The 23,516-nt window shown below is 56.4% G+C and carries 19 protein-coding genes and 1 pseudogene; 12 read left to right on the top strand and 8 right to left on the bottom strand.

What is annotated here, in order from left to right; translation table 11 throughout:
- The first annotated feature begins 34 nt into the window (after positions 1-34).
- From BLV97_RS01745 to brxL, 8 genes are all read left to right on the top strand, one after another.
- The gene (locus BLV97_RS01745; protein ID WP_035840076.1) at positions 35-268 is read left to right on the top strand and encodes a hypothetical protein; all 234 of its coding nucleotides are present in this window, start codon (positions 35-37) and stop codon (positions 266-268) included.
- A gap of 56 nt (positions 269-324) precedes the next feature.
- Positions 325-1,536 carry a tyrosine-type recombinase/integrase gene (locus BLV97_RS01740; protein WP_035840072.1) on the top strand — a complete coding sequence of 404 codons (1,212 nt, stop codon included), beginning with the start codon at positions 325-327 and terminating at the stop codon, positions 1,534-1,536.
- Between the two features lie 526 nt (positions 1,537-2,062).
- Positions 2,063-2,755, top strand: coding sequence for a DUF1819 family protein (locus BLV97_RS01730; protein ID WP_210184753.1), 693 nt, complete (start codon positions 2,063-2,065; stop codon positions 2,753-2,755).
- Entirely contained in the window at positions 2,752-3,324 is a 573-nt protein-coding gene (locus tag BLV97_RS01725) for a DUF1788 domain-containing protein (RefSeq protein ID WP_035840069.1), read from the top strand. Before BLV97_RS01730 ends, BLV97_RS01725 begins: the two co-directional genes overlap by 4 nt.
- A gap of 11 nt (positions 3,325-3,335) precedes the next feature.
- A complete protein-coding gene (gene brxC / locus BLV97_RS01720; protein WP_035840066.1) occupies positions 3,336-6,962 on the top strand; it encodes a BREX system P-loop protein BrxC in 3,627 nt (1,208 codons plus the stop codon).
- Positions 6,963-6,976: 14 nt separating this feature from the next.
- Positions 6,977-10,630, top strand: coding sequence for a BREX-1 system adenine-specific DNA-methyltransferase PglX (gene pglX, locus BLV97_RS01715; protein ID WP_051645923.1), 3,654 nt, complete (start codon positions 6,977-6,979; stop codon positions 10,628-10,630).
- Positions 10,630-13,230, top strand: a complete 2,601-nt coding sequence (gene pglZ, locus BLV97_RS01710; RefSeq protein WP_035840063.1) for a BREX-1 system phosphatase PglZ type A — start codon at positions 10,630-10,632, stop codon at positions 13,228-13,230. Before pglX ends, pglZ begins: the two co-directional genes overlap by 1 nt.
- On the top strand, positions 13,220-15,268 hold the full coding sequence (gene brxL, locus BLV97_RS01705) for a protease Lon-related BREX system protein BrxL (RefSeq protein WP_176992624.1): 2,049 nt from the start codon (positions 13,220-13,222) through the stop codon (positions 15,266-15,268). Before pglZ ends, brxL begins: the two co-directional genes overlap by 11 nt.
- Before the next feature lie 50 nt (positions 15,269-15,318).
- Here the strand turns inward: brxL and BLV97_RS01700 are convergent, their stop codons facing one another.
- Positions 15,319-16,773: a Fic family protein gene (locus tag BLV97_RS01700; protein ID WP_244520942.1), complete on the bottom strand. Its 1,455-nt coding sequence runs from the start codon at positions 16,771-16,773 to the stop codon at positions 15,319-15,321.
- A 434-nt stretch (positions 16,774-17,207) separates the two neighbouring features.
- Here BLV97_RS01700 and BLV97_RS01695 point away from each other — a divergent pair, with 434 nt between their 5' ends.
- Positions 17,208-18,125, top strand: a complete 918-nt coding sequence (locus BLV97_RS01695; protein WP_035840059.1) for an ArdC family protein — start codon at positions 17,208-17,210, stop codon at positions 18,123-18,125.
- Positions 18,126-18,177: 52 nt separating this feature from the next.
- Here BLV97_RS01695 and BLV97_RS01690 read toward each other — a convergent pair whose 3' ends face one another.
- Both BLV97_RS01690 and BLV97_RS01685 read right to left on the bottom strand, forming a co-directional pair.
- Positions 18,178-18,924 (bottom strand): hypothetical protein, encoded by a 747-nt coding sequence (locus tag BLV97_RS01690; protein WP_035840057.1) that lies wholly within the window; start codon positions 18,922-18,924, stop codon positions 18,178-18,180.
- 53 nt (positions 18,925-18,977) lie between these two features.
- Positions 18,978-19,310, bottom strand: coding sequence for a hypothetical protein (locus tag BLV97_RS01685; RefSeq protein WP_035840055.1), 333 nt, complete (start codon positions 19,308-19,310; stop codon positions 18,978-18,980).
- Between the two features lie 267 nt (positions 19,311-19,577).
- Between BLV97_RS01685 and BLV97_RS01680 the strand changes: the two genes are divergently transcribed.
- Positions 19,578-19,991 (top strand): DUF2958 domain-containing protein, encoded by a 414-nt coding sequence (locus tag BLV97_RS01680; RefSeq protein WP_143037479.1) that lies wholly within the window; start codon positions 19,578-19,580, stop codon positions 19,989-19,991.
- On the top strand, positions 19,988-20,299 hold the full coding sequence (locus BLV97_RS01675; RefSeq protein WP_035840052.1) for a hypothetical protein: 312 nt from the start codon (positions 19,988-19,990) through the stop codon (positions 20,297-20,299). Before BLV97_RS01680 ends, BLV97_RS01675 begins: the two co-directional genes overlap by 4 nt.
- A 40-nt stretch (positions 20,300-20,339) precedes the next feature.
- Here BLV97_RS01675 and BLV97_RS01670 read toward each other — a convergent pair whose 3' ends face one another.
- Complete coding sequence (locus tag BLV97_RS01670; protein WP_035840045.1) at positions 20,340-21,149, bottom strand: GIY-YIG nuclease family protein; 810 nt, start codon at positions 21,147-21,149, stop codon at positions 20,340-20,342.
- Positions 21,150-21,694: 545 nt separating this feature from the next.
- Here BLV97_RS01670 and BLV97_RS21390 point away from each other — a divergent pair.
- Positions 21,695-21,853 (top strand): hypothetical protein, encoded by a 159-nt coding sequence (locus BLV97_RS21390; protein WP_210184752.1) that lies wholly within the window; start codon positions 21,695-21,697, stop codon positions 21,851-21,853.
- Positions 21,854-21,985: 132 nt separating this feature from the next.
- On the opposite strand, the gene BLV97_RS01660 is transcribed toward BLV97_RS21390, so the two are convergent.
- The 4 genes and pseudogenes from BLV97_RS01660 to BLV97_RS21105 form a co-directional block, all read right to left on the bottom strand.
- Positions 21,986-22,246, bottom strand: coding sequence for a hypothetical protein (locus BLV97_RS01660; protein ID WP_035840042.1), 261 nt, complete (start codon positions 22,244-22,246; stop codon positions 21,986-21,988).
- A gap of 14 nt (positions 22,247-22,260) precedes the next feature.
- A complete protein-coding gene (locus BLV97_RS01655) occupies positions 22,261-22,818 on the bottom strand; it encodes a hypothetical protein (RefSeq protein ID WP_035840035.1) in 558 nt (185 codons plus the stop codon).
- Between the two features lie 2 nt (positions 22,819-22,820).
- Positions 22,821-22,976: a hypothetical protein gene (locus BLV97_RS21110; protein ID WP_160169160.1), complete on the bottom strand. Its 156-nt coding sequence runs from the start codon at positions 22,974-22,976 to the stop codon at positions 22,821-22,823.
- Positions 22,977-22,987: 11 nt separating this feature from the next.
- A pseudogene (locus BLV97_RS21105) lies at positions 22,988-23,516 on the bottom strand (hypothetical protein); the annotation flags it as partial.

Below are 23,516 nucleotides of genomic sequence, written 5' to 3'. Positions count from 1 at the left end.
GGCGGAGTGGCGAGGTCCTGAAAGGAGTATCATCATGAAACCACCGACCTATATCGGAATCCCTGAGGCCAAACAGGTTCTGTCGGATATGGGCATTGAGCTCAATGACCGGCAGATGAAACGTGCAGCCGAGAAGGACGCAACCGGCAAGCGCAAGCTGCCCTTCTTTGTCGATCCCATCGATGGAAAGCTGAAGATCGAAAAGGGCTCGCTGGTCCGAATTTACCGTGAAGCGCAAATAGACGCGGAAAACAGTGCAAAATACTGATGCGATCACCTTTTGTTCTTGTTTATTGATCGCGATTTGTTCTATTTTGGGTGATAATGTCAGATATAAGAAAGCGGGTCGGCGCGAAAGGTGCGAATTACCAAGTACGCTACCCATCAAAATCCACGAAATCAGGTTACGCGTATAAATCGTTCAAGACGCTGAAGGAGGCGCGCGCCTTTGTCGAAACTGGCGCTGCGCTTGATCACGGCTCCCGAAATGTCTCTTCCATCACCACCGTTGACGATGCCACGGATCAATGGCTGCGCATCTGCGAGAAGGAAGGCTTGAACGGGCGAGAGCCGGTCACTGCCTACACCTGCAAGAACTATGTGTACCGTGCCAGCTTCATCCAGCAATATGACTGGCAGAAGGACCTTCAGGCCCTGACTACGCCCGACGTGGTTGCCTTTCGGTCCTGGCTGCTCTCGCAGGACATCAGTCGCGACCTTGCGGGCAAGGTGTTGTCGACGTTCCACTCGATCATGAAGGAAATGTCTATCAGGGGGCATGTCCCCCACAACGTCGCGACCGGCGTTTGCATCCGTTCCGATGCGCGTTACCAGGAGCCGGTCGTGATCCCGAGCAAGCGCGATGTGATCGCGTTGCTGCAAGCTGCTGATGCGCTTGCCAATCTCAAGAACCAGACAATTACCAAGCCCTGGCAACGGTACAGACCTATGCTCTACCTTGCCGCGGATTCAGGGATGCGACCGCAAGAATATCTCGCCCTGGCGACGAGCGCGATCGATGACGGCGGGGTCAGGGTCGAGCGTGCTGTTGATGGCAGCGGGCACAAGATCAGCGTTACCAAGACAGCGGCGGGGCGACGGTACATCGAGCTTAGTTCTGATGTCGTGGGCATGGTGCGCCACTACGGTGACAACCACGGCATCAAGAACTCGTTTGACCTGGTCTTTCCGGCTGCGAACGGCAAATGGATGTGTCGCCGTAACTGGCAAAGGCGCGGTTTCAATGTAGCCTGTGAGAAGGCCGGGTTGATGGAAACAGTGACTGTCGACGGTGAAACTTATGACCGCCCAAAATTCCGCCCCTACGATTTACGGCACTTCTTCGCTTCCATGTTGATCGAGAAGAAAGTGAACCTGAAGAAAATCCAGACACTGATGGGGCATACGAATATCGAGACGACGTTAAACGTCTATGGGCATTTGCTTGAAGATGAAGATGCTCCAAAACAGGAAACGGGCTTGCTGGGGAGTTTGCTCGAAAACTCTTGTGGCAAATCTGTGGCGAGTCCTTTGTAACCCGCAGAAATCTGCGGCTTTTAAAAAGCATGGGGTGCAAGGGGTCGGAGGTTCAAATCCTCTCGTTCCGACCATTTAAAAATCAATGACTTAGTAAATAATTCTGGTAAGAAACCTCGTAAAATAGAGTCTTTTGCCACATTTTTTCGATCTTCGCTGACCCGCAGAAATCCGCCCTTTCCTGAATCGATCTGAAATTCCTTGTGGCAAGTTTGTGGCGAGGTCGCCCAGCTTCCGTTGTGGGAAGATGGGCGTTAGGGTCTACCCAAATGTGTATCCGTTGGATACACTCTCGCCATGAAAGATGTAGGGCTACGCATCAGGGTTCAACGGCATCTCCGGGACGCATTCCTGGAGGCTTGTCGTGCCGACGACAGACCCGCCGCGCAGGTGCTTCGCGAGTTCATGCGCGAGTACGTCCGGGAGCGTAGTCAGGCGGATAGCACAGACAATGATGCTGCGACAGACGGTGCGCCCCACCGAGGCGACCAAGAATCGCGGCGCGGCTCGTTAAGAAAGCCTATCAATGAGTGAGACAGCAACGATAGCACAGGCCGAAATTCGAGAAGAGGTGGGCAGACGTTACGCAGGCAAGATCGGCGGCGCTGCCCAAAAGCAGATGGCAAAGTCAAAGTACAAGGCTGACATAGCAGGCGGCTCGCTGAAGCTGCAGGAGAGCAGAATCATTGCTGATCTGCTCCTCAAAGATATGTCTGCGGAAGACTGGCGGCAGGCCATCGAGGAAGACAACGTCCTGCAGAAACGTTCGCCAGGTACTGCAGCGCGGCAGGCATCATTGCTGCGCGCCAGGCTGATGACCATGAGCCCTGAACTTTGGGAGCTGGTTCGCGATGGCTCAAAAGAAACCGCCACCCACGCCCTCCTTGCAGCCGCCGTCAAGCACAGTGCGATCCTTGCGGAGTTTCTGGATCGTGTGGTTCGCGAGCGTTTCAGGACGTTCAAGCATGACCTGCCGCGCAAGCTTTGGGACGAGTTTGTGCTTCACCTACGGGATGAAGACCCGGAAATGCCGGTATGGAACGACTCAACAACCCGCAAGCTCGGTGACAGCGTATTCCAGATACTCAAGGAGGCTGGCTTCATCGCGGACACGAAGAACTACCTCCTTCAGCCGGTTCAGATCGCCCCAGCCGTGCTCACCTATCTTAGAGAGACCGGACAGAAAGATGTCGTCCAGTGCTTGCAGGTGACGCTGTGACTGACCTCGATGAGCGCCTTAACAAAATCCTGGACCGCATCACCTCGGAAGACTTCCTTTCAGGGCGGAATCTCTCGGGTGAGATTCCGTTCTTCGCGTTTGATTACGATCCCAAGTCAGAGCTCGTGGTGCGCGAGCATATTGGTTTCGTGCTCTCTCAGCTCAACAAGCGCAGGCCAGACCTGCGCGTTGCCCATGTAAATCTCTGGGCCTTGCTGGTCGATCACCTCAAGGAGCGCGGCCTCTTTGACAAGGCCATCGAAATGCAGCGTGAAAAGGGGGACGATGCGACGCTTCGTGCGCTTCGTGCTCCGCTGGATTCAGGTAGGGTCGCCAAGGCCATGATCGCGGCGGCTTCGCCAGCCGATCACGACCTGATCATTGTCTCCGGTGTGGGTGCGGCATACCCGCTACTGCGGACACATAATCTGCTCAACAACCTGCACTCGATGATGGGCAGTACGCCGCTCGTGCTGTTCTATCCGGGAAAATACGATGGGCAGAGCCTGAAACTATTCGGCCTTCTGAAAGACAATCCCTACTACAGGGCTTTCAGGTTGGTCGACTAAGGGAGCAATAAATGAAGATCAAAGAACTATTTGAGCGTCCGATTGACCGTTCCATTAATGGTGTCATCAAGGCCGAGCAGTTTGATGCCGAGTCTGTTTGGCAGGAACTTGAAGAGTATGTGGTTACCAAGGAACTGGACGTTCATATCCGGAAGTTCTTTGAGGCATATTTGAACGCGATTACCAGTTCCCGCGACCCTGATGTCGCCAGCAACGTGGGTGTGTGGGTTTCCGGGTTTTTCGGCTCTGGTAAGTCGCACTTCATCAAAATTCTTTCCTACCTTCTGGAGAACCGCGAAGTCACGAAAGGCGGTCAGACCAAGAAGGCCATCGACTTCTTCGAAGACAAGATTCAGGATGCGCTGCTCGCAGCGGATATCAAGCGTGCGGTCGCGAGCAATGTCGATGTGATCCTGTTCAACATCGATAGCAAGGCAAGTAACGCCGACGGTCGCGATGTCATCCTTCGTGTCTTCCTTAAGGTGCTTAACGAACGGCTTGGTTATTGCGGCGACCATCCTCACATCGCGCACATGGAGCGCCATCTTGAGAAGCGCGGCAAATTCGATGCCTTCCAAGATACGTTGAAGGCCGACCACGGCATCGTTTGGAAGCATGAGCGCGATGCGTACCAGTTCCATTCGGACGCTCTTGCCGATGCCCTGTCGAAGACGCTTGGCGAGGACATCAAGGACTCTGATGCGTGGCTCACCCGTTTCGAGCAGGACTTTTCCCTTTCTGTCGAGAGCTTCGCCAAATGGGTGAAGGAGTACCTCGATGCGAAAGGATCGGATCACCGGATTATCTTCCTTGTCGATGAAATCGGTCAGTTCATCGGTCAAGACACCCATCTGATGCTGAACTTGCAAACGATCACCGAGAATCTCGGGACAGCGTGCAACGGTCGCGCCTGGGTCGTCGTGACTTCGCAGGAAGACATGGACACCGTTCTCGGTGATCTCCGCGCAAGCAAATCTAACGACTTCTCAAAGATTCAGGGCCGTTTCCGGACGCGCTTGTCGCTCTCAGGCGCGAACGCCGACGAAGTGATCCAGAAGCGTCTCCTTGCCAAAGTCGAAGATGCCAAGAAAGAGCTTGGCAAAGTCTACGACGAGAAGGCCGATATCCTGAAGAACCAGCTAAGCTTCAAAAATGTCGGTATGACCTTCAAGCCTTATGCGGACCGCGACGACTTCGTCGATGTCTACCCCTTCGCGCCTTATCAGTTCCAGCTTGTCCAGAAAGTCTTCGAAAGCAGCCGTAAATACGGCGCGACCGGCCTGCACCTGGCGAAAGGCGAGCGGTCGATGCTCGACGCTTTCCAGACTGGCGCGCTCGACGTTGCCGATGATGATATCGGTGTGCTCGTGCCGTTGTATCGCTTCTACCCGGCGATCGAGAGCTTCCTCGAAGGAGTCGTGCGCCGTGCGATCGAAGGGGTCAAAAGCAACCCGAGCCTGCAGACTTTCGACGCGCAGGTCCTGAAGACGTTGTTCCTCATCCGGTATGTCGACGAAATTTCGGGGAATATCGACAACCTGGTCACGCTGTTCATCGACCGCATTGATGCAGACCGACTGGCGCTTCGCGGTGAGATCGAAGCCAGCCTTCTCCGCCTTGAGAAGGAGACGCTCGTCAACCGGAATGGCGAGGACTACTTCTTCCTCACCAACGAAGAGCGCGACATCAGCCGCGAGATTAAGGACGTTGACCTCGGCTCCGGCGAAGAAACCAAGTTGCTTGGCGAACTGATCTTCGACGAAATACTGGGTAGTCTCCGCAAATATCGCTATCCGGAAAACAACAAGGACTTTGGCGTATCGCGTCTCTGCGACCTGCATCCCTATGGCAGCCGGAGCGAAGGCGACCTGGTAATCTCGGTCCTGACCCCGCTGTCCGATGAATACAGTGATTTCCATGACGCGCGCTGCATCACGCAGAGCACGATGGATGACGGTCAGGTGTTGGTCCGTCTCGAAGACGACAAAGCACTTGCGAGAGAGCTGCGCACCTATCTCCAGACTGACAAATACATCAAGCGCAAGAACGATGGCACCGCCACGCCAACGACCCTGAAAATTCTTCGGGAGCGTCAGGAGGAGAACCGCGAACGCAAGGAGCGGCTCAAGGTCATCCTCGAACGTCAGATGAAGGAAGCGAAATACTACGCCGCAGGGCAACAACGACCTGCTCCTTCCGGTTCGGTAGGGGCGGCTGTCGAAGAAGCGCTCGGTTATCTGGTGAAAAACAGCTTCCCGAAGCTCAGCTACCTCAAGAACCCTGTCTCGAACGCGCAAGCTGAAATCCGTTCTGTTCTCGCCGCACCGACGCAGGACGGGCTGAGCCTTGATGGCAGCAGTGTCGCGAACGCCGAAGCCTTGAAGGAGGTCGTGAACTACGTCTCTCTCATGGCGGCAAAGTCGCATTCCGTCGTTCTCTACAACCTTGTTGAGGATCGTTTTGGGCGGCGACCCTTCGGCTGGAATGACTGGGAGACGGTCCTTCTTGTTGTCCGTCTTGTCATGATGGGCGAAATCAGCCTCGTCATTGATGGGGACAATACGCTCACGCCGGATGCCATCTATCCCGTGATCGACGGTCCGAACAAATGGCGGCGCATCACCGTTGTCAAACGGCAGACCGTTGACCGTGAGAGCCTGCAGAAGGCCCGTTCCATCGCGAAGGATGTTTTCCAGGCCATCGCGCCGGACGGCGAGGATGCCCTTACCCAGCATGTCCGGAAACATCTCGCTGGTTGGCAATCAGACCTCAACAGCTGGAAGCCGCTTGCCGACACAGGCAACTATCCGGGATCGTCAGCCATCGCGGATGCCCAGGGCGTTGTCGCAAAGGCGCTGAACATTCAGGACAGTTACCAGTTTCTCGGTCACTTCATCGAGTTCAAGAATGAGTTCCTCGAACTCGCCGATGATGTCGCGGAGCTGCGCACCTTTTATGAAAACCAGAAGCCCGCTTGGGAGAAGCTGCGAAAGGCCAAGCTGCGGTTCGACTTCAACCGTCTTGAACTCTTGAAGGATGACGACGCGGCACAGGGCTTGAAGCGCATCGATGACATCCTGACGGCGGACTCGCCTTACGGGATGATCAAGGAAGCTGACACGCTGATCAACCGCGTGGGCGAGATCAACAAGGCCCTCGTAAAGAAGCGCTGTACTCATGCGCTGCAGAAGATCGACGAGCACATTGCACGGGTGAAAGCCGAGCTTGATGAAGTCGGGGCTGCGCCGGAGCTGCGCAACCAGTGTCTTTACGCGATCCAGAAGATCAGAGCCGATGTCGAAACCGAAGATAGTATCGCGCACATCTTCGAGAAGCAGAAAGCCGCGCAGGACGCAGCGGATGATGCGTTCGCCGTCATCGAAAAGGCGGCGAGGAAAGTCGTACCTGTTACGCCGACCGGCACTCCGGCAGGGGGCACTGCCCAGCCGCAACCGGCCACGACGACCGATCCTGTCGTTACGAAAACGCCAGCCCGCAAGCGGCGCATCGTAGAGCCCAGCCGGTTCGCGAAGACGACTTATCTTGAGACCAAAGACGACATCGATGCTTTCCTCGAAACGCTCCGCAAGGAGCTCGAAGAAGCCATCGCTAACAATGAGCGCGTCGAAATACGCTAAGGAACACGACCCAAATGACGATCAATAGAAGCGCTCTCAAGACTTACGCTCCGAAAGCTCGCAAGGACTTCATTGCGGCGATGGTTGCCCGTGCCGCAAAGTTCGGGATCACAAAGAAGCAGACGCTTGAGGCGCGGGAACAGGGCGATCTGATCATCATAGGGTCGGAAGCCTTCCCCAGAAAGATAGCGGAGCCTCGGCGGAAGCTGATCTCCCGTATCAAACTGCACGGCTTTGACCAGGCGATGGAGGAGGTAGCCTACACGTGGTTCAACCGCCTCCTCGCCATTCGCTATATGGAGCTGCACGGTTATCTTGATCACGGTTACCGCGTTCTTAGCCACCCGTCCGACAAAGCGATCCCGGAAATCCTTGAGCATGCAGAGCACCTCGATTTTCCTGGTCTGAACAAGGGAAAGGTCGTCGACCTGAAGCTTGACGGCACAAAGGATGCCGAGCTCTACCGGATGCTTCTGATCGCGCAGTGCAATGCCCTTCACCGGGCGATGCCGTTCTTGTTCGAGCGCATCGACGATGAAACCGAACTCCTGCTTCCAGACAACTTGCTCCATTCGGACTCGTTGATCCGCAAGCTCGTCACCTCGATTGACGAGGCTGATTGGCAAGAGATCGAGATTATTGGCTGGCTCTACCAGTTCTACATCTCGGAAAAGAAAGACGAGGTGATGGGCAAAGTCGTGAAGTCGGAGGATATTCCGGCGGCGACGCAGCTGTTCACCCCCAACTGGATCGTGAAGTACATGGTCCAGAATGCTCTGGGTGCACAATGGATAGCTACCTATCCCGAGAGCCCCTTGAAGGCGGAGATGGACTATTACATCGAGCCTGCCGATCAACCCGATGAGGTGAGGCAACAGCTTGCCGACATCACCCCGCAGGAGCTGAATCCCGAAGAGCTGACCCTTATGGACCCGGCATGTGGCTCGGGACACATCCTCGTTGAAGCCTACGACCTGTTTAAGGCGATTTATCTGGAACGCGGTTACCGGCTTCGCGATATTCCTCGCCTGATCCTGGAAAAAAACATCTACGGCCTCGATATCGATGATCGCGCGGCGCAAATGGCAGGATTTGCCCTGTTGATGAAGGCACGCGCAGATGATCGGCGAATTCTGTCCTCGGACACTCCGCCTGTCCTGAATGTCATGTCTATTCAAGACAGCAAAGGGCTCGATGCGGATGAAATGGCGCGAACACTGGTTCAAGATGGACGCTATGAACTTGTGCCAAGCGATGATCTTTTGCCGGAAACAGTTAAGCAGCCGATGCTTTCGGGCGCACCAGTTGCAGATGACCTTCAGGGCGTGAAGGAAGTCGTTGAGATATTTGATCGGGCAAAAACTTACGGTACTTTGATTAAGGTTCCGCAGTCTGTAACCGAGTTCCTTCCAAAAGTTGAGGCAATTGTTGATCCCTCGTCTGATGGTGGGATGTTTGTGGATAATGCCAAGGCGAAAGTCAGGCTTTTTCTAAAGCAGGCGAAACTGCTTTCGGCAAAATACAATTGCGTAGTTGCGAATCCTCCGTATATGGGAATGGCGGCGGCAAATAGCGATTTGAAGAAATTTCTTTCAGAAGAATACAATTCTGGAAAGATTGACCTGTATTCTGCATTCATCTTGAGGTGCCATGCGCTTACCTCGGGTCGCTTCTCCATGGTTGTTCAGCACAGCTGGATGTTTTTGTCGCGGTTTGAGGGATTGAGGGACTGGTTTCTCTCGAATGCCTCATTGAGCAATGCTATTCACCTAGGGCCTCGTGCCTTCGAAGCTATTAGTGGTGAGGTTGTGCAGTCTGTAGCGTTTTCGGCTGCTGTCGCGCCGTGTGATGGATACCTAGCAAACTACTTTGATGCGACTCGAGGGAATTCTGAAGATAAACGTCAGGGATTCTTGGCGCGACGGCTGCCGCAGTTCAGAATTTCTCAAGGTGAATACAGAGATATTCCGAGATCTAATTTTGTGTATTGGATTGGCGAAAGAACCTCGTCGATCTTCCGAAGCTGCCGCTCCCTAGAATCTTTTGCGAAACCGCGCCACGGCATGGTGACGAGCGATAACGATAGATTCCTCCGCCTTTGGTGGGAGGTCGACTTTTCCAATGCAAATCTAAAATGCCATGACCGGGAGGAGTCTGTCTCATCTGGTGCCAAGTGGTTCCCATATAACAAGGGTGGTGGGAACAGAAAGTGGTTCGGACACAATGAGTATTTTGTGAATTGGGAGAATGATGGAGCTGAAATTATTCAGCTTGCCGCTGACAAGTATGGCTCTCCAAGTCGGCAGATTCAAAATACACAATATTACTTCAAGGATGGAATTACGTGGTCTTCGCTAAGTTCAGAGAATATTTCGATGCGTTCAAATGGCCCCGGATTCCTTTTTGACTCAAAGGGGAATTCGATGTTCTTTGACGAGGGGGTTGATCAACGAGTTTATCTAGCGCTTTGTAACAGCTCTGTTGCGGCACACTTCATGCACATGTTGGCTCCCACGTTGGATTTCAATGCTGGCGCAGTGGCTAAACTGCCAGTGCCTGATGAAGTTGAGAATGGCGTTCCGGCGGAGGTAATTTCGTCAGTTGATCAACTGCGCAGCACTTCGCGCGCTGACTGGGATACCTTCGAGACCTCGTGGGGCTTTAAAGGCATAGATTATCTTCATCCGAGACTAAAGGATGATCGCATCTCGGTGAGTATAAGAAACTTTTTGGAGTATTGGGCTCTTCAATCTGATTCGTCTCGCGAGCTTGAGGAAGCTATCAACGAAGCGTTCATAAAGCTCTATAAAATATCGGGAGAAGTGTCTGACCAGGTAACTTTGCGCGAGGTGAGCCTCGCGCGGAACACTAGTTATTCCTACGATAGTGGAGGGAAACCCGAGGAAATAGATGGCCGCGTGATCGGCGATATCGTACGTGAGTTCGTGTCATTTGCTTGTGGCTGTATGATGGGGAGATACAGCATTGCGGAACCTGGACTTATTTATGCCGGTTCCGGAAATGAAGGGTTTGATCCTTCTCGCTATGGCGCATTCCTGGCCGATGATGATGGCATTGTGCCGGTCACGGAGAGCGAGTGGTTCGATGATGATGCAGCGGTAAGGTTCGAGGAATTCCTTAGAGTTACCTGGTCGCCGGAGATGCTTCCCGAGAATTTGCGCTTCGTTGCCGAGAGCCTCGCTGCGAACGGGGGCAATGATCCGCAGAAGACGATCAGGAACTATTTCTCGAAGAGTTTCTTCAAAGACCATCAGAAAACCTACAAGAAGCGTCCGATCTACTGGTTGTTCTCCAGCGGCAAGCTCAAGGCGTTCGAGTGTCTCGTGTACCTCCATCGCTATAATGAGAGCACGTTGTCGCGGATGCGGATGGAGTATGTGACACCGCTGCAAAGCCGCATGGCGGCGCGTATCGATCAGCTTGCTGACGACATCGCGGCTGCCTCCTCTTCGGCTGCCCGCAACAAGGCGCAGAAGGAGAGGGACTTGATGGTCAAGCAGCTCGAAGAGTTGCGAGTCTTCGACGAAGAGCTCCGTCATTTCGCTGACCAGCGTATCACGCTCGATCTCGATGAGGGTGTGAAGGTCAACTACGCCAAGTTCGGCAACCTCCTCGCGGATCGCAAGGCGATCACTGGGGAGAAATAATGGATAGCGCGCAGATCACAGCAAACCTCGGTCGGCTCTTCGCCAAAGGCGCGCGGATCGTGCTTTGGCGCGATGCCGACGGCGAGTTCGAGGAAATGCTGGAAACGCTGAAGATTGACGGCGTTGACCTGCGTCACCTCGGCTCGACACCGGCTCTGGCCCTGAAAACAGAAATCGAGTTGGAGAAGCCGGACGGGTCATTCCTTCTGTACGAAAAGGGCGAGCTTCCCGATCCGGAGAGCGATTGGTTGCTGGACATTCGCTTCTACGCCGAGCTCTTCGCTGCTGACCGGTCGACCCTGATCCTGCGCGAGCTTGGGCTACTGGAACAGAGCCTGCGTGATCATATCGCCGCGCGAGGCAAGTTCTTCGCCAGTAAGGAGCGGCTGGGCCGCGCTGCCCGCTTCATCGAGGTCGGTGATAATGCCGACGCGATTGACCGCGCGCTGATGACGACAATTCTCCGCGCCGACCAGCCCGATATATTCTCTATCGTGCGCCACCTTCTTCATACGCTCGATTCCCATGACCTCGAAGCCGCGCCGACGGCGTGGCAGGAGTTCGAGAAGTACGGGCTGGTCGAAAGCTTCTGGTCTCAAATGCGATCCGTTTTCGGATACGATGACGAAAGTCCGACTCTGAAGGCGCTTGCGATGCGCCTCCTGGTCACAGACCTGGGACGGGCTGTTGATGGCGGTGTGCCCAAAGCCCTCGTCAACTTGGTGTTGCCAAAGAAGGGGGCTGCGAACGCGGTCGTCTGCATCGGGCAGTGGCGCGACAGCGCCAGTCTGCACACTAGCTATGATGCCTTGTCCGGCGCTATCGCTGAGCTCATCAAACTATCTGATCACCTTGGCGGATTGGAAATCGAAGAGCTACGGGAAGCGCGCACCTTCCTGGCGGTCGAGAAATTCATCGCAAGCAGCCTCCGTGACAGGATCGTCGACACTGCCGACACGCTTAACATCGATACCGTTCGCGACATCGTGGCGCGTCGTCAGAACGGTTACTGGGCAAACGCCAAACTGCCATCGTCTCCCGATGCGCCCCGGTCGGCACTGTCGGGGGTCTATGACGCGCTGTTATCAGCTGCCGGTTTCTTTGATCTTCGTAACCAGCATCTCAAGGGATTTGCTTCACTCGATGCCAAGACCCTGTACGACAGCTATACGGCGGAACTGTTCCGCTTCGACCAGCTCTACCGGAAGTTCTGCGAGGCCGCAGATTTGGCGGAAGCCGCAGGCTGGGACATCCTCAAATCGCTTCGCTCCAAGATCGAAGACGTTTACGGAAACTGGTTCCTGGCAGGGCTTGCGCAGCGTTGGGGCGAGCAGCTTGACGGCGGTGGGCTTCTCAAGAGCTGGAGCGTTCACCAGGTCCATCCGCAGCATGAGTTCTTTGAACGCAATGTTGCGCCACGCTTGAAGGAAGCTGAAGATCGCCGGGTGTTTGTGATTGTCAGTGACGCATTCCGCTATGAAGCGGCGCAGGAACTGACCGGCGAACTAAACGGGCGTTACCGGTTCACGGCAACCATCAAGTCCCAGCTAGGTGTGCTGCCGTCCTATACGGGGCTCGGGATGGCGAGCCTTCTGCCCCACACCTCGTTGGCATATAGTGACAATGGAAACGTGTTGGTCGACGGAAAATCCTCAGTCGGCCTGGTCAACCGTCAGAAGATTCTGACGACTGTCGGTGGCACCGCCATTCTCGCCGACGATTTCATGGCAATGAGCAAGCTCGAAGGGCGCGAGTTCATCAAGCCACATCGCGTCATCTACATCTACTACAACCAGATCGACCAGACTGCTGATACAGGAAACGAAGACAAGACGTTCCAGGCCGTCCGTACCACCATCGACGAGCTTGGGAATCTGGTGTCGCGTATCATCAACAATCTGAATGGAAACTACATTCTCGTCACGGCGGATCATGGCTTCCTTTATCAGGAAGGCGCACCCACCGAGACGGACAAGAATCCGATCGCTGACAAGCCAGCGGGGACTGTGATCTCCAAGAAGCGCTATCTGCTGGGCAAGAACCTTCCTGACCACGCCGGTGCTTATCACGGGACGACGGCAGTTACTGCTGAAGCAAGCGGCGATATGGAATTCTGGGTGCCGCGCGGCACAAACCGCTTCCACTTCATTGGCGGCTCGCGCTTTGTGCATGGCGGTGCAATGCCTCAAGAGGTCATCGTTCCCATCATTCAAGTGACACAGCTCAAGGGCAAGAGCGCCGCGAAGACGCGCACACGGCACGTCGGCATCAGCGTGCTCGGCAACAACTTCAAGATTACCACGAGCAGATATCGTTTCAGGCTGATCCAGACCGAGGCGACATCAGAGCGGATCAAGCCGCTGCAAGCAAAGATCGCAATTTGCGATGGGGATGAGCCGGTGACGAACGTTGAGACATTGTCGTTCGAGAGCAGCTCTGCCGACATGAATGAATGGCGACAGGAGGTGTGGCTGACTCTCGCAAGCCAGACCTTCGAAAAGAAGAAACTCTACAACCTGATCGTCCGCAACGCCGAGACCGGTGTCGAGGAAGCGCGGATGGACGTAACCATAGACCTGGCATTCGATAATGACTTCTGAAAACGCAACGATAGGAGAAAATCTTGATGAACAGCTAAACCGGCAATTTGCCGGAAAAGTCGTTCGCAAGGACTTGACGAAACTTCTCAAGGAGGGCGCGAACGTACCCGTTTACGTCCTTGAGTATCTGCTGGGCATGTATTGTGCCTCGGATGACGACGAGATCATCGAAGAAGGTCTGAAGACGGTAAAGACCGTTCTGGCGGAAAACTATGTCAGGCCGGACGAGGCGGAAAAGATCAAATCCAAGATCAAGGAACGCGGTAGTTTCAAGGTCATCGACAAGGTCACGGTTCGCCTCAATGAGAAGCGTGATACCTACGAGGCGTTGCTCTCTAATCTGGGGATCAAGGACGCTGAAGTTTCAGCCAGCGATGTGAAACGCTACGAGAAGCTGCTGGTTGGTGGAATCTGGTCGATCATCACGGTGCACTACTACCATGAGGAAGGGCAGAAGGGCTCGCCGTTCTCGATTGGCGATCTAAAGCCCATCCAGATGCCGAACATGGACATGGAAGAATTCTTCGAAGCGCGCAAAGCGTTCTCCGAAGACGACTGGATCAATGTTCTGCTGCGTTCGACGGGAATGGAGCCGACCGTTCTTGAGCCGCGTGTGCGCTGGCATCTTCTCGCCAGGATGATCCCCTTTGTTGAGAACAACTACAATTGCTGTGAGCTCGGACCGCGCGGGACCGGCAAAAGCCACATCTATAAGGAATGCAGCCCGAATAGCATCCTGATTTCCGGGGGGCAAACTACCGTCGCCAACCTCTTCTACAACATGGGCAGGCGGCAGGTCGGGCTTGTCGGAATGTGGGATTTGGTGGCGTTCGACGAGGTCGCGGGTATTTCCTTCAAAGACAAGGACGGTGTCCAGATCATGAAGGACTACATGGCATCGGGTTCGTTCGCCCGAGGCCGTGATAGCATTCAGGCATCAGCGAGTATGGTGTTTGTCGGCAATATCAACCAGCCGGTCGATACGCTTGTGAAGACAAGCCACCTCCTTGCGCCGTTCCCCGAGGCCATGATCGACTCGGCATTCTTTGATCGTTTCCATGCCTATATTCCAGGCTGGGAAGTACCGAAAATGCGACCGGAATATTTCACAAACCGCTATGGTCTGATCACTGACTATCTTGCCGAGTTCATGCGGGAGATGCGCAAGCGTACCTTTGCGGATGCGATAGATCGCCACTTCAAGCTCGGCAACAATCTCAACCAGCGTGACACGATCGCGGTAAGGCGGACGGTTTCGGGGTTGCTCAAACTTCTGTACCCGCACGGAGAGTTCGACAAGGAAGCCGTGCGGCGTTGCCTTGAGTATGCGCTGGAACTTCGTCGCCGCGTCAAGGAGCAGCTGAAGAAGATCGGCGGCATGGAATTCTATGACGTTCACTTCTCCTACATCGACAACGAAAGCCGTGAAGAGCATTTCGTTTCTGTGCCGGAGCAAGGCGGCGGCAACCTGATCCCCGAAGGGCCTCTGAAACCAGGTGTTCTGCATACCATCGCGACCGGCAGTTCGGGGCATCTGGGGTTGTATCGCCTGGAAACGCAAACCACGGCGGGCAACGGAAAGCTTACGACTTCCGGTCTGGGATCGAATGCAGCTGCAAAAGAAGCGCTGCGCGTCGCGTTTGACTATTTCAAAGCTAACATCTCCCGCGTCAGCGGGTCGATGAAGGCCGGTGACCACGACTTCCATGTTCATTCGGTTGAGCTTCAGAACACCGGACCAACGCGGACGATGACGCTCGCGGGCTTCATCGCTTTCTGTTCTGGGATCATGCAAAAGCCCCTGCAAGGTCAGCTTGTTGTGCTCGGTGACATGAGCCTGGGCGGCAGCATCATTCCCGTGGAAAACTTGGCTGAATGCCTGCAGGTCGCTTTCGATAGCGGCGCGAAGCGGATTTTGCTGCCGATGGCGAGTGTGGGCGATATTCCGACCATACCAGGTGAGCTTTTTGCGAAGTTCCAGACCTCGTTCTATAGCGATCCGGTGGACGCAGCGTTCAAGGCGCTTGGGGTCGAATAGCCTCCAGTTAGTTGCGGCGATCTGGCTGTCCTGATCGCCGTTCGGACTGACTATGCGACCACGTCGCCAAAGATATCTGCGTATATACCCTCGATCCGCCCGACTTCTTCCTCGGTCAGGGCGCTGAATTCGCGCTCGCGGGCGCGGTTTGAAAGGCGACCGTTGTTTTGCTCCAGAAAGCGGAACAATAGATCGACCGTGCTCTCGCGCATTTCAACGAGGGACTCCACCTGACCCCGAAAGGCATCGTAGTTGCGCAGGAAGGCGGTCTCCGACGGCAGGTCTTCTTCGATTGTCTTCTGAACGCAGGCATAGAGAAACTCCGCATGCGGGGTTGCGTCGAAGAACCTGTAGAAATCAGCCGTATCGTTCAGCACCCGCACATTGAACTTGTCCGTCGGCTCCCATTCGATCAGCGGCAGCAGCCGTGCCGAGTAACTTTCGAGCACGGTCCTGTAGTCGTCGATGCGCTCAAGAATCGCTGCCGAAACAGGGAAGACCACTCCTGGCGGGTTGAATCCGCGTTCCGCAAGAACATGGTGGATCAGGTAGCGGTGTAGCCTGCCGTTTCCGTCCTCGAAGGGGTGAATATAGACGAACCCGAATGCAAGGATCGCTGCCGCCACCACAGGATCGGCATGCCGGGCTGCGCCCTGGTCGAAGGCGACCATGCCGTCCGTCAGCGAGGGCAAGTCTTCGTGCCGCGCGCTGATATGGTCGGGAAGCGGCATGCGTGTTTCGCGGTCGTGCTCGCCGACAAAGCCGCCTTCATCGCGGAATCCAAGCCTGATAAAGCGCGCATCGCCAATGACGATCCGCTGCAGGCGCAACAATTCGTCCCGATCAAGCGGCTGCCGACCGGCTTCTCCGATAGCGCGGCCCCAGCGTTGAATCCGGTCCTGCGGCGGGCGTTCACCTTCGATGGCGTAGCTTGAGCGCGAGTCTTTCAACAGCAGGAAGGCAGCTGTCCGCGCAAGCAGGTCGCGCGGGACATCGGCAACGACCGCGCGGGCGCGTTCCGGCAGGTCCATCGCTATGAACTCTTCCAGTCTGGGCGTTCGATAGACCAGCGGGCAGAACTCTCTCGTGCCAGGCATATTGTTTTTCACGCGATAGCGGGGGGCGTTCTCTCCCTCTGTCGCGAATTGCTGCTCCGGATCGATGACCGGCACATAGCGACCACCTTCCGCATCCGGCAGGTCAAGACGCTCTCCGGTCAGCCACTCATACAGAAACCAGATACGACGAGCATAGTTGCCCGTCGGCTTGTTCCTGACGATCTCTTCGATGGCTTCGGGGCCAGTGGCTTCGAACAGTCTTTTCAGGACTGCCAGATCAAGCCCTTCATATTTCAGGGCGAAGGTCAGGTGACCATCTAAGTCCGGACTTGGAGCATGGCGCGGTGTCATGATACGCCAGGCATCATCTTCGACGATCCGGTGATGGCTTCCCGTTGCGGAAAGTCTGCGCGGCAGCGGGACTGCCAGATCATAGGTGTCGATCAACGCGCCGTAGCCTGCCAGCGTTGCGGTCTCCGGAAGGCGACGCTCCTGAAAAATGTTCCGAGGCCCTGAAAACTGTCTCTGCTGCCCGGCTGGCATGAACTTTGTCCCTTCGTCGTGAATTTTGTTCCGGAAACTGCCTTTCCATGAATTTTGATTTTACCACATGAAAAACGTATCTGAATAGTAAAATCTTGTGAAAAATGATCCTGCGGCGCTCTGTGGCTGTCAGAGCGGTCCTTCCGCCTCCGTCCTGCGAGGGTTGACGCTTTGTCTGGCCGAACGCGCCGTCCGGTCAACGGGCTGCCCGCGCCAGCCTGCGCCTTTGGCTCCGGCCCGGGTGGCCCGTGTCCCCGCTATGGCGGGTGACCGTCCGGCTTAAGCCTTCGGCCTTCTTCTTTCGCGTCCTCAAGGACTTACAGCGAAAGGAGAACATCATGACGACCCAAGACACACAGCGGCAAGACATTTACAGCCGTATCACTGATCAGATCATCGCTCATCTGGAGAAAGGCGTGAAACCCTGGACGCAGCCCTGGAACGCCGCCCACGCCGCCGGACCAGTCACCAGGCCGCTCCGCTTCAACGGTGAGCCCTACAGCGGCATCAACATCCTCACGCTCTGGGCTTCGGCGATGGAACGCAGCTTTGCCGCCCCGATCTGGATGACCTTCCGTCAGGCCCGCGAGCTTGGCGGGCATGTTCGCAAAGGCGAAAAGGGCTCTCCCGTCGTCTATGCCAACAGCATCCAGCGCACCCAACTCGACGAAAAGTCCGGCGAAGATGTCGATGTCACCATTCCCTTCATGAAAGGCTACACCGTCTTCAACGTCGACCAGATTGAAGACTTGCCTGCGCACTACTACGCCGTCGCCGATGGCGCGGTAAATCCCGACGAGCGTGATGCCCGTGCCGAGGCGTTCTTCTCTGCCCTTGGCGCGCGCATTCTCAACGGCGGCAATGCCGCCTTCTACCGTCCGGCTTCGGATCATATCCAGATGCCGATGTTCGAAGCCTTCTTCGACGCGCAGGGCTACTACGCCACGCTTGCGCATGAATGCATCCACTGGACCCGTCACCCCTCGCGGCTGGACCGCAGCTTCGAGCAACAGCGCTTTGGCGATGTCGGCTATGCCAAGGAAGAACTCGTCGCCGAGCTGGGCGCGGCTTTCCTGTCCGCCGATCTCGGGCTCAAGCTCGAAGACCGCCAGGACCACGCTGCCTATATCGGCTCATGGCTGCAGGTGCTGCGTGATGACAAGCGCGCCATCTTCGCCGCTGCCGCCCATGCCCAGCGTGCTGCCGATTACTTGCACAAGCTCCAGCCGGTCGAACTTCTGGACGCTGCCGAGTGAGGCAGAAACACCGATCGCCGCATCAGCGCGGCGGTCGGTGATTTCATTGGTCCTACGCGGATTTCCCGATCCTGATGAGATGCTTCATGAAGGAAGAGGTGATCTCGAATATGAACTCGATCTCCTCTTCAATCACACCGTCATTATGCTTGACGTAGCTGTTCTGGTACTTGGCGTAATAGTCCAGGAGCTTCACAAACATATTCGAAAGCTCTTTCGACCCGCCATTGTCGGTGATGAACTTGCCGAGCGCTGAAAGCTGGTTTTCCAGGGACTTGTCGTTGCCCAGAATGGATTTCAGCAGGGATTCAAGGGACAGTCGCAGGTCGTCCAGCAGATTGCGCAGAAACACGCCGCCGTCATATTTCTGGAGGGCGCTGTTGTACGATGCCAGCGCACCGGGGTGCTGGTCGAGCCAATGCTTGGTTTCTTCGATCAGGGTTTCGTTGATATCCGCGCCGACGGCCTCTCCGGCGAACTGCTGATAGCGCGTCACAAGGCGAATTTTCAGGTCATCGCGCTTCTTGTTCCCGGTCGGGGCGAAGGAGCGATGGTCGCAAAGCTCTTTGATGATCCTGTATTGTTGCGGACCCGAGAATGCCTGAAGATTCTCGAACAGTGCCGTGCGCTTGTTCGGAGCGTCGAACGGATAGGTCTGGTGCGGGATGTTCACGTCATATTCGACGGCATAGGCTGCCGTCTCCTTGACAATATTGCTGCCGCTCAAGCCTGAATTCGTGTCCGCCAGGATGTCGGTGGCGTACTGCACGAAAGTCGCCGGGATTTTCTCGTCAAACATGATCTGTCTTGCTGCTCTTACGCCGAAACTACACTTCTTCAGATTCTTCTATCCTACTGCGATTGCGGACAAAACCATTTCCGGCATCTGCACTCCAGCAGCGCTTTCAGGTCAGCGCCGTCGCGCTTGAACCGGTCCGGTACATCGAGGCTGACCATTGGCGTGTCGCTGAGCTCGTCTGCGAAGCGGTCACGCACCTGGTCGGCGTAGCCTTCTTCCATCGTCAGGATCAGATCGGCCCACGTCACCAGCGCGGCTGTCAGCGGCCTGATCGCGTCGCTGCCGACACCGGCGGACATCGTTTCGATGCCGGGGCGGTCGGCAAAGTGCCGCTCCGCCGTCGGGCTTCTGATCAGATTGCTGGAGCAGATGAACAGGACGCGCATGCCTGATCATCGCTGATCCATGCCCGTGCGGGAAGGGCGGCGATGGATGGGGCGATACTGATGTCGCTACCTTTGCCGGGTTTCCTCAATCTCTGACGCTATGTCTGACCGAACGCGCCGTCCGGTCAACGGGCTGCCCGCACCACCCTTGCCGCCTGCGGCCTGAAGCCTTGGCGTAAGGCCGTGTTGCCCGTGTGACCGACCGGCTCACCCGTTCGGTCTTTCGTCTCCGCGTCTTGAGGAAAACCCCGAACAAAGGAGACGAACATGAAACTCTTGACCCAATCCATCCGCGACCAGCTTCTGCGCAATGGTCATCTGCGATACACCGCCGAAGAAGCAGGCGAGGACGAGCCCGACTTTCTGCCCGTCGTCAAACTCTTCACGCCTGATGCCGGTTGCACCTGGTTGCTGACCGAACTCGATCCGGAAGACAACGATATCGCCTTCGGCCTCTGTGACCTCGGCATTGGCTTCCCCGAACTGGGCAGGGTGCGGATTTCAGAGCTCGAAGAAGTGAAAGGCTGTCTCGGCCTGCCGGTCGAGCGCGACCTGCATTTTCGCCCCAAACACACCATCGCGGTCTATGCCCGCGCCGCATGGAATGCTGCCGGTATCACCGAGCGACCTGATGCGCTTCAAGCCGCCGTCGAGACTTTCCACGTGGAAGGTGCGCGATGAGACATTGCGAATATTTCCGGGTCGACTGGCGCGGCATTCTCATCGAAATCCGCTATTGCCCCAACTGGATCGATATGTCCAAGGCGTATGGCTACCAGCTCGCCCATCTCGAAGTCGAAAGCATCGAGCCCGCGAGGGCTGTGTTGCCGATCACCGAGACAGGTTATCGCTCGCACTTCATATCCGACACTGAAATCCAAACCGCCGGTGGACCGGTTGCCTATTTACTCGAAGCCATCGAGCAGGCTGCCAATCATCCTTCTTGGAAACGGCAAGAAGATTCAACGCGTCAATATTCACTGTTCTGAATGAAGGGCGCGTCAGCGCCCTTTTTCGTTGTGCCGCCGGTTAGTTCCGGTTCATGCCGTGCTCGCCGCGCGTCAACAATATCCGCTTCCAAAAGGTCTCGCGCGCGATAATGGTTTCGTCGGGCACTCGGACCGCACGATGCTCCAGAAGCGCGAAGCGGAAATTGGTGCGGCAGTATTCCAGACCCTGCTGCTCAACCAGCCCACGCAACTCCACGTTTCCGCCGTGTCCGGTTTCGGTGTAGGCGCGCCAACGAGACCAGAGCCCCTGATCACCATAGGCGGAGCCAACATAGCGGCGACCAGTGCAAACATCCGTGATCAGATAAATGCCTTTGACGTTTTCCAGTGCCGCGCGCCAGTCGAGGCGGTCATTGCGGATCAGGGTTTCAAGTTCTTCGAAGGCGAGGTCAATGTCTTCATAGCCTGGGAAGCTTCGACCCGAATATGGCTCTCGCAGAATCTCCAGGACTTCGAAGCCATCATAGTGCCGCTCCATCGTCGGACGGGTGGTCCTTTCCCGATACGGATATCGTAACTTCAGGCGACCGGAAAAACCGGTTCCCTGATCTGTCAGTTCCACCTCATAGCGATCAGGGTGACGGTGCAGCACCCGAAAGACCCCGCCAAACATCCAGCAATCGGTTTCATGGTAGAACTGGATCAACGAGAAGATGAGCGGCCTGTTGAAGTCGTCGCGACCGGGCCGGTACTCTTGCCAAGCCTGCCACTCCCGATGGCTGCGCGCCCAAACTTCCAGCGGCTGCGAGTGCCCGTTCCAACGTGCGAAGTGAATCTTGTAGTCACGCTGGTTCTCGATTGGCCATATGTCTCGTAGCAGGATCGGCATTTAAGTCCTTCTGAATCCTATTTCTTCGGCGGCGCAGGAGCGCCAGGACATTCTGCCAATTCCGGCGGCGCTAAGCCAGAACAACAGGCGCGGCACGATCCGGTCCTGTGGACAAAAGGCTGCGCTGAGCTTCCTCACAATCAGCTCTCTCCCTTCGCGTCGGCGAATACATGAATTGCGCCAGGGCGGTGAGCCCGCTGCGAGCGACAGTAGGCGGGGCATCAGCACCGTTGGTCGCGCCGTGTCCAGGTCTTCGCGCACGCGTTCTTCTCTGCAGTGATAGACGGGCGATGTCAGGGTCTATCGGGCAGGCGGCAGGGTGCGCGTCACTGATGTCGCTGTTTCCCCTTTCGCTGCTGTTCCCCTCGAAGGTCACGCCAAACCTGACGGGGCGCGCCGTCCGGTCAATGGCTGCCCGCACCACCCTCCCGCCTGCGGCCTGAAGCCTTGGCGAAAGGCCGTGTTGTCCATTGACCGGTCGGCTTTGCCGCCCCGCCGGACGGAAGGCGTATCGAGGAAAACATCAACCGAAAAGGAGAATACCAATGACGACTCGTAACAAAAACACCCGCCGCACCGAAGCCCGCGAAACCCAACCGCCGAGCCTGATCGCCTACCATGTCAGCGAACGCGGCGAGAAGAAATTCTGGACACGGATCGGCGCAGCCTGGGATCACGAAGATGCCCGTGGCCTGACACTCTAGCTCGAATTGCTCCCCGCCAGTGGCGGTCGCATTGTTCTTCGCGAACCCCGCGATGAAGATGTCGAGCTGATCGAAGAGGAGGGCGCGTAAGCGCCCTTCAAAATGACAGGGACGCGGAATGCCGCGTCCCTGTCAGCCGTTCACCGGCTTAGCCTTCGGCGGGCGACCGCGCCGCCGTTTCGGTTTGTCGATCTTCACGTTCAGCCCTTGCTCTTTCGCAAGGCGCTGAATCTGTTCGATCGCATCCCGCTTGCGCCTGACCGCGCGCTCTTCGAGCAGCGCGGTCACCTCGCTCACCAGAGCCTGCAGCTCGGCATCGGACTTGTCTTGCAGGCGGGGCGCTCGCTCTTGCGGCGCGCCCGCGCCGGTTTCGATTACGAAGTTTGTCGTCATCCTTACTTCCTCCTTCAGAAGGGTATGCCGTCATCGTCATCGCGCGGCGGCGGGTTCTCCGGGTAGTAGGGCATCGGGATATCCAGGCCCCTGATGGCGTGAAGCTGCGGATCGATCATCCGCGCCGCCGCATCGCGCTGCCCCTGTAGCGACAGGCTGATCATCGCCAGCAGCCTGCCGACCGACAGGTCTTCGCCGTCTGACACAAAGCCGAACTGCGCATGTTGCGCGAGGACATCTGTGGCGGCGCACAGCGCGCTGACCGCCTGACGCTCGGCACTGCCCTGGATGTCCCCGAACAGCAATACCTCGGGCTTGATGCCATGTAGCTGCGCGATCTTCCGGAGATGGGTCCGGGCACAGCCTTTTCCGGCAACCAGATTCAAAGCATCAACAACAAGCTCCTCGATGTTCGGGAAAGTCCCAGTCTGCTCGGCGGCATCGGCAAGCCACTCATAGGTGGACTGATGGATTGCAACGGTAATTTCGATCCGTTTCTCGTCCTGAATACGCGGCAACGGGTGGGTAAAGGGATAGAGGGCACGAAGCCGGGCTTGGCTAAGCTGTTTCATTTTCAGTTCCTTTCTTCGTCATCGGTTTCGGGTTGATCATCTTCGGCAGGGAAATCATCGACGTGCCAAACACTCCCGCCGGGGTCTTCGATGAATTGCTCACGCCGCTCGCGCTCGCGTTCGATCTCTCGTTCATTGGGTTTGCGGGGATTGGTCATCGTTCTTCCTTTCAGGGTTTTGGTGGTGGCAGTAGAAGTTGTCTTGCTTTCGCATTCGGCAGGCGCTTGAGCGCGTCCTGTCCGCCCGCCGCCAGAAGCGCCGCGCCGCTGCAGAGGTCTGCCAGCGGCAGTTCGTCACCAAGTCTGATCGACCGCCCGCTTGTGGCTTTGGCAATGGTGTTGAAGGCGGAGACCACTACAGGGTCATCGCCTTCGCGGAAGCAGAAGACGCGCGTCCCGCGATCACGCAGGGTCCAGGACGGCAGCAGGGCGACGTTCTCGCTTTCCTCGAACGCATCGCCGACCATGATCAGCGCGTCGGTCTTCCTGCTATCGGCAGCGAAGGTTTCGAGCGCCGGTATGAATTGCGTCAGGCCGCGTTTGCAGCGCACCGCCGCCATCTTTTTTGCGACCTTCTGCGCATCGCTCTGTGAGCTACCCCCCGAAATTCGGACACTGACATAAGCTACGATTTGCAGTCTGCTGATCTTCGACGAGAAGGAGATCAGAGATGTCGAAACGCAAGCAGTACGCGCCTGA

This window comes from Allgaiera indica (assembly GCF_900106675.1).
Taxonomy (GTDB): Bacteria; Pseudomonadota; Alphaproteobacteria; order Rhodobacterales; family Rhodobacteraceae; genus Acidimangrovimonas; species Acidimangrovimonas indica.
This window is presented reverse-complemented; position numbering and strand designations above follow the sequence as displayed.